Source organism: Corynebacterium sp. AOP12-C2-36, assembly GCF_052379185.1.
GTDB lineage: Bacteria > Actinomycetota > Actinomycetes > Mycobacteriales > Mycobacteriaceae > Corynebacterium.
In genome coordinates this window covers 57,742-69,909 of the sequence record NZ_JBQSYJ010000012.1, presented here as the reverse complement: position 1 = coordinate 69,909, position 12,168 = coordinate 57,742, and the positions used below count along the sequence as shown (strand labels likewise).

Sequence of the window (12,168 nt, the reverse complement as noted above, 5' to 3'; positions counted from 1 at the left end):
CAAGGAAAGGCGATCTGAACAGCGGAAATGTTTTACTTTCCGGCCTTGATGGCGCGCATCCAGGTCATCTTCTTGCCGTTGTTGAGGATCGAACCACGGTAGATCCGGGCGACCAGCAGGAGCACCAGGAAGATGGTCAGCGCCAGCAGCGCGAAGGACGCGACCAGCAGCCCCAGCGACATGTCTCCGGAGGCGTAACGCATCGGCGCGACACCCAGCGACATCGGCGGCACCCACGAAAGCACCTGCATCACCGTGGAGTCCGGTGCGCTCCAGCCGAAGATCGGCGGGTACAGCACCACGAAGAAGACGAGCATCACCGGCATCTGTGTGCTGCTCAGGTCCTCGGCCTTGCTCACCAGTGACCCGGCGGCCGCCCACAGTGCACTGAAGAAGAGCATGCCCAGGATGAAGGAGACCAGGAGCACCGGAATCGTCGCCGCGTCGATCTGGATGTCGGTGAGCATGCCCGTCATCCCGAGCGCGGCGAATGTGGCTCCGAGGATCACCACCGTGCCGATGGAACCGATGATCAGCATCGCCAGGATCTTGCCGACGAGCAGGTCGATCGGACGGATGGTGGCGAGGATGATCTCGACGACGCGCGAGGACTTCTCCTCGGTGACCCGTCCGCCCACGTTGCCGGCGAAGATCATGATGAACATCAGGATGACCGAGGTGCCGAGCATGGTGGTCACCACGGCGGCGATGTTGTCGTCCTGGGCGTCCTCGGAGACGTCGACGGTCGTCACCGCCGCGTCGGGGAGTGAGGCGGCGAAGTCGTCGGGATCCACGCCCACGGCGTCCAGCGCCTCGTTCTGGGCGACGGCGGACGCCGCGGCCTGCGCGGCAGCGGCGACGGCCGGGGCCGGCGTGCCGTCGGCGATGAGCTCGAAACCGTCGGACGTGCGGACGAGCGCAGCGTCCTTCCCGTCCTGGACCGCCGAGACCGCGGCGTCCCGGTCGTCGACCGCACTGACGTCGATACCGTCGCCGGCGATCTCGGAGACGACGGAGGAGTCCGTGCCACCGACGACGAGCTCGGGGTTGTCGCTGTCTCTGCCGGTGAAGAAGTTGACGATGAATACCGCGGCGATCACGCCGACGAGCACGATGATGAAGGTGGCGATGATCGCCTTGTTCTTCGTGGCGACCTGGATCTCACGCTCGGTGACGGTGCGGATCGCACCGGCGCGCGAGTAGCCGGAGGAGGCGGGGGTTGGGGTCTGCGTGGGGGTTCGCGTGGTCATGAAGAGACGACCTCCTTGAAAAGATCGGTCAGGTCGGGGACGCGGCGGGAGAAACCGTGGACGGTGCCCGCGTCGAGCGCGGCGTGGAGGATCTGCTGGTCGCCGACGTGTCCGGCGTCCAGGACGACGGAATCCGCGTCCGACTCGACGACCCGCGTGCCCGCCGGGTACCAGTCCCGCGCGGTGGTGCGGACCTCGTAGAGGACGGGGCCGCGGTCGCGCAGGTCGTCCACCGTGCCCTCGGCCTTCATCTGGCCCTTGGTGATGATGCCCACCCGGTGGCACAGTCGCTGCACCAGGTCGAGCTGGTGGGAGGAGAAGAGGACCGGCACGCCCTCGGCGGCCTTCGCCAGCAGCAGCTCGCTCATCACCGAGACCGCGACGGGGTCGAGACCGCTGAACGGCTCGTCGAGGATGAGCAGCTCGGGGTGGTGCACCAGGGAGGCGGCCAGCTGCACGCGCTGCTGGTTACCGAGGGAGAGCTCCTGGAGTTTCGAGTTGGCGCGCTCGGTCAGGCCGAGCTGCTCGAGGAGCTCGTCGGTGGCGGTGGTGGCGGCCTGCTTGGTGAGTCCGTGCAGGCGTCCGAAGAAGATCAGCTGGTCGGCGATCTTCTCCTTGTCGTAGAGGCCGCGTTCCTCGGGCATGTATCCGATGGTGCGGCGGATGTCGTCGTTGATCGGGGTGCCGTCCACGCGGGCCTCCCCGGTGTCCGAGGTCAGCACGCCGAGCGCGATGCGCATGGCGGTGGATTTGCCGGCACCGTTGGATCCGACGAAACCGTAGACCTCGCCGGGTCGCACGGTGAAGGTCATGTCGGTCAGGGCGCGGACGGCGGAGTCGCCGCTGCCGAAGGTCTTGTTGAGGTGGTCGATTTCCAGGGTGGGCACGGGTTGCTCCTCTGGTTGTGGGGACGTGGTGGCCAGACTAGTTGTTTGGAGGGGGAACCGGAACGGGGCCGAAGGTCGTGGCGTAGGCGATGGTGGGCATCGCCGTCGCTGCCATCATCGAGAGAACGGTCAGCAGGCCGCCGGTGTAGACCCAGCGGTGCAGGCTCTCCGGGTTCGCGACGGCGACGAAGATCATGAACAGCGCGACGACCAGGAGGAACAGGGTGGTCCAGCCGTAGGCGACGGACTGCCAGGTGCTCAAGACCTTCGCCTCGTACTCGTCGAGCTCGGAGTCCGGGGCCACGTCGCGGGTGTTGATCACGGTGCGCAGCATCGTCCAGCTCACGCAGACGATGACGGTGAAGGGCAGCCACGCGAGGATCAGCGGCAGCCAAAAGATCTGTGCCACGGTGGTGGCGACCCCGAGCACGAGGGACCACAGGTAGATCCTGATCAGGAGGCGGACGCGGGCCTCGGTCCGCCAGGACGGTGCCTGGGTGGAAAGGGCCTCCTCGCGGCGCCGCCAGCGCTCGGCGCGGTTCTCGGCTCGGTTTTCCGCCCAGTCGTTGACTGTGGTGAGGACGCTCATCACTGATCCTTCCGGTAGATCTCGGTGGACATGGGGCCGAACTCCGTGCGGCTGAACACCGCGGCGACGGGGAGGTCGAAGGCCTCGCAGACGCGGAAGGCCAGGTCGAGGCTGGGAGAGTGGTCGCCGCGTTCCAGTGCGCCCACGGTCTGGGGGTTCACGTCGATGAGTGCCGCCAGGTCCGCGCGCGACATGTCCCGTTCCGCGCGCAGCACCGGGATCCTGTTGTGGATCGGGGTGGCGGGCTTCTTCTTCGGGGACATGGCACAAAGTGTTGTATAAACCCAACGATTTGTCAAGAATTTTAGGTGGCGGACGGACCAGGGGCAGGCCTACGCTGGCGGCCATGACAAACGCAGAAACAGCGCAAACAGCGCAGACAGTCACGCTCAACGACGGCCACGAGATCCCGCAGCTCGGCCTGGGCGTGTGGGAGCTCTCCCCGGAGGACGCCTACGCCTCCACCCGCGCGGCGATTAGCGCCGGCGCCCGCCACATCGACACCGCCGCGGCCTACGGCAACGAGACGGACGTGGGACGTGCCATCGCCGACGCCATCGCCGAGGGTGAGGTCACCCGCGACGACCTCTACGTGACCACCAAGCTCTGGAACGCCGACCAGGCACCGGGCAAGGCCGCCGGGGCGATCGACACCTCCCTGGCGAACCTCGGTCTCGACCACGTCGACCTGTGGCTGATCCACTGGCCCGTGCCGTCCTACGGCCGTTACGTCGAGGCGTGGCGCGCGCTGATCGAGGCGCGCGAGGCGGGTAAGACGACCTCCATCGGTGTGTCGAACTTCTACCCGGAGGTGCTCGACGAGATCATCGACGCCACCGGTGTGGTCCCGGCCGTCAACCAGATCGAGCTGCACCCGGGCCTGTCCCAGCAGGCGCAGCGCGCCGACGACGCCAAGCGCGGCATCGTCACCGAGGCCTGGTCGCCGCTGGGCCGTGGACTGCTGGACCACCCGGTCGTCACGGCCGTGGCCGATGAGGTCGGGGCGTCCGCCGCGCAGGTCATCGTGCGCTGGCACCTGCAGCAGGGCATCGTGGTGTTCCCGCGCTCCAGCAAGGCCGAGCGGGTGAAGGAGAACCTCGCGGTGGACGGTTTCGAGCTCAGCGACGAGCAGATCGACCGCATCACCGCCCTGGACGACGACGAGGCCGCCGCCGGGCGTGTCGGCGCGGACCCGCGCGAGGCGTCCTTCGGCGTCCCGGAGGAGTGACCTGCCCCTCGTTTGAGGTGTTCACCCCACCGCCGCCGGAACTTTCGGGGACAATGGGCCACCGGAGACCAACCGGACGGGAAGGCAGTTGAGGGTATGGCAGAGGCACAGGCGGGATCAGGGGTACGGGTCACGCGCGACGGCACCACGCCGGGAGTCGGCATCATCACGCTGTGCCGTCCGGAACGGCGCAATGCGCTGGACGCGGACGCGTGCGTGGCCGTCGCCGAGGCGGTGGAGGGCTTTGTAGCTTCCGGCGACCCGGTGCGCGTGATCCTCCTGCGCGCCGAGGGACCCGCCTTCTGCGCGGGCGCGAACCTGAAGGGCGGGGTGTACGCCACCGACTTCTTCGGCAGTCTCGAACGTATGATCCGGGCCGTCACCGAGGCCCCGGTGCCCGTCGTCGCCGACGTGCAGGGCCCGGCGGTCGGCGCGGGCTGCCAGCTCGTGCTCGCCTGTGACCTGCGGGTGATGGGCCCGAAGGCACGGGTGTGGGTGCCCGCGGTGCGCCACGGTTTCAGCCTCGACCGCTGGACGGTCGCCCGTGCGGTGGAGCTGCTCGGCGGCTCGGTGGCGCGCAACGTGCTGATCGCCGGGGCGCAGGTGGGCCAGGCCATGGCCGTGTCCACCGGGTTCGCCACACTCGGCGGTCCCGCGCACGACGCCCTGGAGCTGGTCCGCACCATGGCCGGCCAGGCGCCGATGCCGATGCACTACTTCAAGCTGGCGATGAACAACCCGTCACCGGACGAGGAGCTCGCCGGGGAGATCGACCGGCTCGGCGGGGCCTGCTGGCTCAGCCGCGACGCCGCGGAGGCGCGCCGGGCCCGTGAGGAGAAGCGTCCCCCGGTCTTCGAGGGACGGTAGGTTTTCGAGGAAGGTAGGTGGCGGTGTCCCAGAACATCGGCGGTGACCTGACCGGGCTGAGCTCGGCGGAGGTGGCGCAGCGCGTCCGTGAGGGCAGGACGAACGAGGTCGGACGCAGTACCGGCCGCAGCGTGTGGCAGATCATCCGGGCGAACGTCTTCACCCGGGTCAACGCGATCCTCGGCGTGCTGTGCGTGATCGTGCTGTCCACCGGGTCGTGGATCAACGCGGCGTTCGGCCTGCTGATCATCGCCAACTCGGCGGTGGGGGTAATCCAGGAGCTGCGTGCCAAGCGCACGCTGTCCAACCTGCGCATCGTCGGGGAGACGCAGCCCACCGTGCTGCGCGACGGGGAACGCCGCACCGTGCACCAGTCCGAGGTCGTGGTGGACGACCTGGTCGTGGTGCGCACCGGCGACGAGATCGTGGTCGACGGCCCACTGGTGGCCGTGGCCGACAGCGGCTTCTCCGTCGACGAGTCGCAGCTCACCGGTGAGGCGGACGCGGTGTCCAAGCAGGTCGGCGACGAGGTGCTCTCCGGGTCCTTCGTCTCCGCCGGCACCGCGGTGTTCCGCGCCGGGCGGGTGGGGCAGGACGCCTACGCCGCCAAGCTCGCCGCCGAGGCCAGCGAGTTCTCGCTGACCGACTCGGTACTGATGAGCGGCATCAACTCCATCCTGCGGGTGATCACCTGGCTGCTGATCCCCACCGGTGTGCTCACGATCTGGACGCAGCTGGTGCGTTCCGGCACCGGCGTGCGCGAGTCGATCCTGTCGATGGCGGCGGCGATCGTGCCGATGGTCCCCGAGGGGCTGGTGCTGATGACGTCCATCGCCTTCGCCGCCGGGGTGGTACGCCTCGGCAGGTACAAGGCGCTGGTCAACGAGCTCGTCGCGATCGAGGGCCTGGCCCGCGTGAACACGGTGTGCACGGACAAGACCGGCACGCTGACCACCAACGAGATGGAGTTGGACGGCGTCTACGCCGCCGACGGGTCCGTGGCGTCGCCCGCGGCGCGCGAGGCGTTGGGCCGCCTGGTGGCGTCCCAGCAGGACCGCAACACCACCGCCGAGGCGATCCTGGCGTCCTACGGGGACGCTGATTCCGCGCCGGAGCCTTTCGAGGGCACGGAAATCCCCTTCGGGTCGGCGTGGAAGTACTCCGGCGTGCAGCTGGACGGCGCCGCCTGGATCCTCGGCGCGCCGGACGTCCTGCTCGCCGACGGGGTCGCCGCGGCGACCGCTCGCGAGCTCGGCGACCGGGGACTGCGCGTCCTGGCGTTCGGGCGGGTGGACGGCACACCCGCGCAGGACGGCTCGACCGTACCGACACTCCAGGACCCGACGCTCGTCGCGCTCGGCCAGCAGCTGCGTCCCGACGCCCGGGAGACTCTCGACTTCTTCGACACCCAGGACGTGGACCTGAAGATCATCTCCGGGGACAACCCGGACTCCGTGGCCGCCGTCGCCCGCGGTGCCACCGACCACGAGCTGGTTGCCGTGGACGCCCGCGACCTCGATGACCTGTCGGAGGAGGGCTTCGACGCCGAGGTCGCCCGCGCCAACGTCTTCGGCCGGGTGCGTCCCGAGCAGAAGCAGCAGATGGTCGGCTCACTGCACCGGGCGGGGCGCACGGTGGCGATGACCGGCGACGGGGTCAACGACGTGCTGGCGTTGAAGAAGGCAGACATCGGCGTGGCCATGGGTGCGGGTGCCCCGGCGACGCGCAGCGTGGCGCAGCTGGTGCTGCTGGACGACCGGTTCTCCGCGCTGCCGCGGGTGGTGGGGGAGGGCCGCCGGGTGATCGGCAACATCGAGCGGGTGGCGAACCTCTTCCTCACCAAGACCGTGTACTCGGTGGTGCTGGCGCTTGTGGTGGCGGTGCTGGGCATGTCCTTCCCGTTCCAGCCGATTCACGTGACCATCACCGGCTGGTTCACCATCGGGATCCCGGCGTTCATCCTGGCGCTGGCGCCGAACAACGAGCGTCCGCGGGACGGCTTCCTGCGCCGCGTGCTCGCACTGGCCGTGCCGTCCGGCGTGCTTGTCGGCGGCATCGCCGTGGCGATGTGGATCGTGGTGTACCCCGGTGGCGACGCCCCGGCGATGGAGCGGGCCCAGGCGGGCACGGCGGTGCTGTTGGCGCTGATCGTGATGGGGCTGTGGGTGCTGGGCATCGTGGCACGGCCGCTGGTGTGGTGGAAGATGCTGCTGCTGGTGGGCTGCGTGACCGGCTACGTGCTGCTGTTCACGGTGCCGTTCCTGCGCGAGCTGGTGCTGCTGGAGCCTGGCGACACCGGCCTGATGCTGACCGGTCTGGTGGTCGGCGCGGTGGGCTGTGCGGCGATCGAGGCGGTGCACCGGCTGGTGCAGTGGTGGGCGCGTAGGACACAGAAAACACAGAAAACACAGAAAACGCAGGAAGCGCTGAGTAAGGAGGACGCCGATGCGTGAGCCGCAGGAGGTCGCGCGTGAGCGCGCGGAGGAGCTGCCGGGGGCGCGTCCGACCGCGCCCTTCGGGCAGGACTGGGAGGTGCACAAGGTGCACGGCAAGGTCTTCATGCTGCTCACGGAGGTCACCGGTGAGCCGATCGTGATCCTGAAGTCCGACCCGGTGGAGTCGACGGCGTTGCGGGAGCAGTACCGGCTGATTATGCCGGGCTACCACATGAACAAGCGGCACTGGATCACCCTGAAACCGGGGAACGGTGAGGGGTTAGAAGAGGATCTGGTGCGTGAGCTGGTGACCGAGTCCTACCGTCTGGTGGTGGCCAACAACCTGCCGCGGAAGCGCTGGCCGGTCGACCCGGAGACCTTCGGAAAACCGGGGACAAACCCAAAGTAGTTGACACGTCATCTACTTTGGGTGGATCATTGGGACATGGACTTCGGAATCTTCACCATCGGTGACGTCACAACGGACCCCACCACCGGACGCACCCCCAGCGAACACGAGCGCATCGCCGACACCGTCGAGTACGCGAAGAAGGCCGAGGAGGTCGGCCTCGACGTCTTCGCCACCGGTGAGCACCACAACCCGCCCTTCGTCGCCCCGGCGAACCCGCCGATCCTCATGGCCCACCTCGCCGCGGTGACCGAGAACATCCGGTTCTCCACCGCCACCACCCTGATCACCACCAACGACCCGGTCCGTCTGGCCGAGGACTACGCCTACGCCCAGCACCTCACCGGCGGACGCATCGACCTGATGATGGGCCGCGGCAACACCGGCCCGGTGTACCCCTGGTTCGGCAAGGACATCCGCCGGGGCATCCCGCTGGCCGTGGAGAACTACCACCTGCTGCGCCGACTGTGGCGCGAGCAGGACGTCTCCTGGAAGGGCGAGTTCCGCACGCCGCTGCAGAACTTCACCGCCACGCCGCGTCCGCTGGACGACGTCCCGCCGTTCGTCTGGCACGGCTCGATCCGCTCCCCGGAGATCGCCGAGCAGGCCGCGTACTACGGCGACGGCTTCTTCCACAACCACATCTTCTGGAACATCGAGCACACCGCACAGATGGTGAACACCTACCGTGAACGTTTCGAGCACTACGGCCACGGCTCGGCCGACCAGGCGTTCGTGGGCCTGGGCGGGCAGGTCTTCATCGGCGACACCGAGCAGAAGGCCAAGGACTTCTTCCGGCCCTACTTCGACAACGCGCCGGTCTACGGCCACGGCCCCAGCATGGAGGACTTCACCCGCATGACCCCGCTGACCGTGGGGACGGTCGACCAGGTCATCGAGCGTTACCTCGGCTACGCCGACGCCGTGGGCGACTACCAGCGCCAGATGTTCCTCGTCGACCACGCCGGACTGCCGAAGGAGGTCGTGATGGAGCAGATCGAGATCCTCGGCACCGAGGTCGTCCCGGTGCTGCGCCGTGAGCTCGAGGCCAGGCGCCCTGCGCACGTGCCCTCCGGGCCGCCGTCCCACGCCTCCCTCGTGGCCGCGGGAATGGACGACCCCTTCCACGACGTTGACCCCGTGAAGGAGAGGAGCACGAAGTGAGCAACCTGCAGAACGGTCCGGGCAACGACCGGACGCTGGTCGTCGTCAACGCGGGGCTGAGCAACCCGTCGAGCACCCGCGACATCGCCGTGCGGGTCGCGGATGCCGCGGTGGGTGCTGGCGCAGCTGTTGAGATCGTGGACCTGCGCTCGCTGGCCGGTGACCTGGCCACGTTCATGACCACCATGATCCCCACCCCCGAGCTGGACCGTGCCCGCGCACTCGTCTCCGGCGCGGACGCGCTGATCGCCGCCACGCCGGTCTTCCAGGGCAGCTACGCCGGACTGTTCAAGATGTTCTTCGACACCCTGGAGAAGCACGCGCTGCGGGGAGTTCCGGTCAGCCTCGTCGCCACCGCCGGCACACCCCGGCACTCGATGGTGCTGGACTACGCCATGCGCCCGCTGCTGTCGTTCCTGCAGGCCACGGTCCTGCCGACCGGTGTCTTCGTCGCCACCGGCGAGTTCGGCGAGGCCGGGTCCGACGGGGAGGACGGCGACCTGCAGGAGCGCATCGCCCGCGCCGGGCGCGAGTTGGCCGCAGAGTTGGGTACAGGGCTGGTGGCTGGAACCGTGGCTCCCGCCGCCCCCGCCTCTGACGACGCCACTGACGACGCCTTTGGCGACGCCGACACCGGCGGTATCGGCGGCTTCGAGGCCCTGCTGAAGGCGCACTCGGGTTCCTGACCTCCGGCTCATGGATTAGGCACCGAATTCTGGTTGCCGGTTTCTGGCACTCTTGGGTCTCAACGCCGTGGGCTCCCGTGGCGACGACGCCCGAGGAGACGCCACCGTGCATTCAGCAACTACAGCGACCGCAACGACCACCCTGCTGCGACGACTGCTCCCGGCCCTGCTGATCCTGCTGTGGCTCGTGGTCGCGGCCGTCGGCGGCCCGAAGTTCGGGGAGATCAGCGAGGTCGCCACCAACGACCAGTCGTCCTTCCTGCCCGAATCCGCCGAGTCCACGCAGGTCGGCGAGCGGCTGGCGGACTTCCAGGACTCCGGGGCCGCCCCGGCGATCGTGGTGCTCACCGGTCAGGGCGACACCTCCCTGGACCCCGCGACCCTGGCCGGCCTCGCTGATCTGCCCGACCGGCTCATCGCCGCCGTCGACGGGCTGGGGGAGGGCACCGGCACCGAGGCCAGCCCGCCGATCCCCTCGGAGGACGGTGAGGCGGTGCAGCTCATCGTCCTGCCGCCGGAGGGTGTGGCCCCGGCGGACGCGGTCGACGCCCTGAACTCAGCCTTGAACTCAGCCCTGAACGAAGCTCTCCCGGACACCCTGGACGCCCGCATCACCGGCCCCGCCGGGTTCAGTGCGGACCTCTCGGAGGCCTTCGCCGGCATCGACGGCCTGCTCCTGCTCGTCGCCGTCGCCGCGGTCCTGGTGATCCTGGTGCTGGTGTACCGCTCGCCGTTCCTGCCGTTCATCGTCCTGCTGAGTTCGATGGTGGCCCTGTGCGCCGCGGTGCTGGTCAACGTGGCCCTGGCGCGCTCCGGGGTGGTGATGATCAACGGTCAGATCCAGGGGATCCTGTTCATCCTGGTCATCGGCGCGGCCACGGACTACGGGCTGCTGTACACCGCACGTTACCGCGAGGAACTGGGACGTCACCCGGACGCCTGGTCGGCGACGGTGGCGGCATTGCGCGGCACGTGGCAGCCGGTGCTCGCCTCGGCGGCGACGGTGAGCGCGGGGCTGCTGTGCCTGCTGCTGTCCGACCTGGCGTCCAACGCAGGGCTCGGTCCGGTGGCCGCGGTGGGCATCGCTGCGGCGTTCCTCACCTCGTTGACGTTCCTGCCGGCGGTGCTGGCGCTGCTGGGGCGCCGGGTCTTCTGGCCGCGTGTGCCGCACGACGCACAGGACGCACAGGACGCACAGGACGCCGCAGCGTCCGGCGGTGGCCTGTGGCCACGTGTGGCGGAGGTCGTCGGACGCCACCCGCGCCGCATCGCCGCCGGCGTCGGCGTCGTCCTGGTGGCCGGGTGCGCCGGCCTGTTCGCCCTGGACGCCGACGGCGTGCCCACCAGCGACTACGTGATCGGACAGAGTGACGCGCGCGACGGGCAGGACGTCCTCGACGAGCACTTCCCGGGCGGTTCCGGGGCACCGACGTACGTGCTCACACCCGCCGGGAACCAGGACGAGGTGGAGTCGGCGGTGGCCGCGCTGAACGGTGTGGCGTCGGTGGACGCCACCGGCGCTGACTCCCCGGAAGGACGCACCGAGGCCGACGGAGACGTCCTGCTCGAGGTCACGCTCGCCGACTCCCCGTACTCCGATGCGGCGGAGGACACCGTGCGCGAGATCCGCGCGGAGGTCGGGGACCTGGGAGCGATGGTCGGCGGGACGACCGCCACCGAACTGGACACCAAGGAGACCTCCGTCGCCGACCGCACGCTGATCATCCCGATCGTGCTGCTGGTGATCACGGTGATGCTCGCGCTGCTGCTGCGTGCGGTGGTCGCACCGCTGGTGCTGCTGGCCACCACGGTGCTGAGCTTCGGTACGGCGCTGGGAGTGGGGGCGGTGATCTTCTCGCTGGTCGGGTTCAGCGGGTCTGATCCGTCGGTGCCGCTGTACGCATTCGTGTTCCTGGTGGCGTTGGCGATCGACTACAACATCTTCCTCATGACGCGTGTCCGCGAGGAGTCCATGGTCCACGGCACTGCCGAGGGGGTCAGCCGCGGGCTGGTCAGCACCGGCGGGGTGATCACGAGTGCGGGCATCGTGCTGGCCGCGACCTTTGCCGCGCTGCTGGTCATCCCGATCCAGTTCCTGGTGCAGCTGGCGATCATCATCTCCCTGGGCGTGCTGATCGACACCTTCCTGGTGCGCTCGTTCCTGGTACCGGCGTTGACGCACATTCTCGGCGATCGGATCTGGTGGCCGGGGAGAACCGGTAGGGTGCGTGGACATGAGCCGCACAGAACTGGTGACTATGCTGATCCTGCCCGAGGTGGAGCAGGAGGTGATCACCGAGCTGGAGCGACGCCTGGGGCGTGATGTCGGGGTGGTCTTCACCGACGGGGACGAAGAGGACACCGCTTCCCTGGTGGAGCAGTGGACCATCGAGCACCCCGGACAGCCGGTGGGGCAGCGGCGAATACGGACGATCGGTTCGGGTGCCGACAGCCCCGTGGGTGCCACCGGCTTCGCGGATTCCGAGGCGCAGCAGGTGGCTGAGGCGGTCGTGGACATCATCTGCCCGCACGCACGCGAGGAGGAGCGCCAGCTTCAGGCGGGCGAGCTGTTCGAGGTGACACCCGACGAGATCCCGTGGTCGGGGCACACGCTGTTGTGGGAATGAGAGAAACCGCCGGTCGTCGTGACCGG

The 12,168-nt window shown here is 68.9% G+C and carries 12 protein-coding genes; 8 read left to right on the top strand and 4 right to left on the bottom strand.

The window, feature by feature from the left end; translation table 11 throughout:
- Nucleotides 1-32: 32 nt before the first annotated feature.
- Genes ACT3UN_RS11640 through ACT3UN_RS11625 form a run of 4 tightly spaced genes read right to left on the bottom strand, consistent with a single transcriptional unit; the run spans nt 33 to nt 2,989 of the window.
- The gene (locus ACT3UN_RS11640) at nt 33-1,250 is read right to left on the bottom strand and encodes an ABC transporter permease (RefSeq protein ID WP_444657149.1); all 1,218 of its coding nucleotides are present in this window, start codon (nt 1,248-1,250) and stop codon (nt 33-35) included.
- The gene (locus ACT3UN_RS11635) at nt 1,247-2,137 is read right to left on the bottom strand and encodes an ABC transporter ATP-binding protein (RefSeq protein WP_441583008.1); all 891 of its coding nucleotides are present in this window, start codon (nt 2,135-2,137) and stop codon (nt 1,247-1,249) included. The genes ACT3UN_RS11640 and ACT3UN_RS11635 overlap by 4 nt, the downstream gene beginning before the upstream one ends.
- Before the next feature lie 37 nt (nt 2,138-2,174).
- A complete protein-coding gene (locus ACT3UN_RS11630) occupies nt 2,175-2,726 on the bottom strand; it encodes a hypothetical protein (RefSeq protein WP_444657148.1) in 552 nt (183 codons plus the stop codon).
- Nucleotides 2,726-2,989 (bottom strand): helix-turn-helix transcriptional regulator, encoded by a 264-nt coding sequence (locus tag ACT3UN_RS11625; protein ID WP_444657147.1) that lies wholly within the window; start codon nt 2,987-2,989, stop codon nt 2,726-2,728. Before ACT3UN_RS11625 ends, ACT3UN_RS11630 begins: the two co-directional genes overlap by 1 nt.
- Before the next feature lie 83 nt (nt 2,990-3,072).
- Here ACT3UN_RS11625 and ACT3UN_RS11620 point away from each other — a divergent pair, with 83 nt between their 5' ends.
- From ACT3UN_RS11620 to ACT3UN_RS11585, 8 genes are all read left to right on the top strand, one after another.
- Nucleotides 3,073-3,954 carry an aldo/keto reductase gene (locus ACT3UN_RS11620; RefSeq protein ID WP_444657146.1) on the top strand — a complete coding sequence of 294 codons (882 nt, stop codon included), beginning with the start codon at nt 3,073-3,075 and terminating at the stop codon, nt 3,952-3,954.
- Between the two features lie 96 nt (nt 3,955-4,050).
- Nucleotides 4,051-4,821, top strand: a complete 771-nt coding sequence (locus ACT3UN_RS11615; protein WP_444657145.1) for an enoyl-CoA hydratase — start codon at nt 4,051-4,053, stop codon at nt 4,819-4,821.
- Nucleotides 4,822-4,844: 23 nt separating this feature from the next.
- Nucleotides 4,845-7,274 (top strand): HAD-IC family P-type ATPase, encoded by a 2,430-nt coding sequence (locus ACT3UN_RS11610; protein ID WP_444657144.1) that lies wholly within the window; start codon nt 4,845-4,847, stop codon nt 7,272-7,274.
- Nucleotides 7,267-7,665 (top strand): MmcQ/YjbR family DNA-binding protein, encoded by a 399-nt coding sequence (locus tag ACT3UN_RS11605; protein WP_444657143.1) that lies wholly within the window; start codon nt 7,267-7,269, stop codon nt 7,663-7,665. The genes ACT3UN_RS11610 and ACT3UN_RS11605 overlap by 8 nt, the downstream gene beginning before the upstream one ends.
- Nucleotides 7,666-7,701: 36 nt before the next feature.
- Nucleotides 7,702-8,829, top strand: coding sequence for an LLM class flavin-dependent oxidoreductase (locus ACT3UN_RS11600; RefSeq protein WP_444657142.1), 1,128 nt, complete (start codon nt 7,702-7,704; stop codon nt 8,827-8,829).
- Entirely contained in the window at nt 8,826-9,515 is a 690-nt protein-coding gene (locus ACT3UN_RS11595) for a CE1759 family FMN reductase (protein ID WP_444657141.1), read from the top strand. The genes ACT3UN_RS11600 and ACT3UN_RS11595 overlap by 4 nt, the downstream gene beginning before the upstream one ends.
- A gap of 106 nt (nt 9,516-9,621) precedes the next feature.
- Nucleotides 9,622-11,838: an MMPL family transporter gene (locus tag ACT3UN_RS11590; RefSeq protein WP_444657140.1), complete on the top strand. Its 2,217-nt coding sequence runs from the start codon at nt 9,622-9,624 to the stop codon at nt 11,836-11,838.
- Nucleotides 11,750-12,142 (top strand): hypothetical protein, encoded by a 393-nt coding sequence (locus tag ACT3UN_RS11585; RefSeq protein WP_444657139.1) that lies wholly within the window; start codon nt 11,750-11,752, stop codon nt 12,140-12,142. The genes ACT3UN_RS11590 and ACT3UN_RS11585 overlap by 89 nt, the downstream gene beginning before the upstream one ends.
- Nucleotides 12,143-12,168 lie beyond the last annotated feature (26 nt).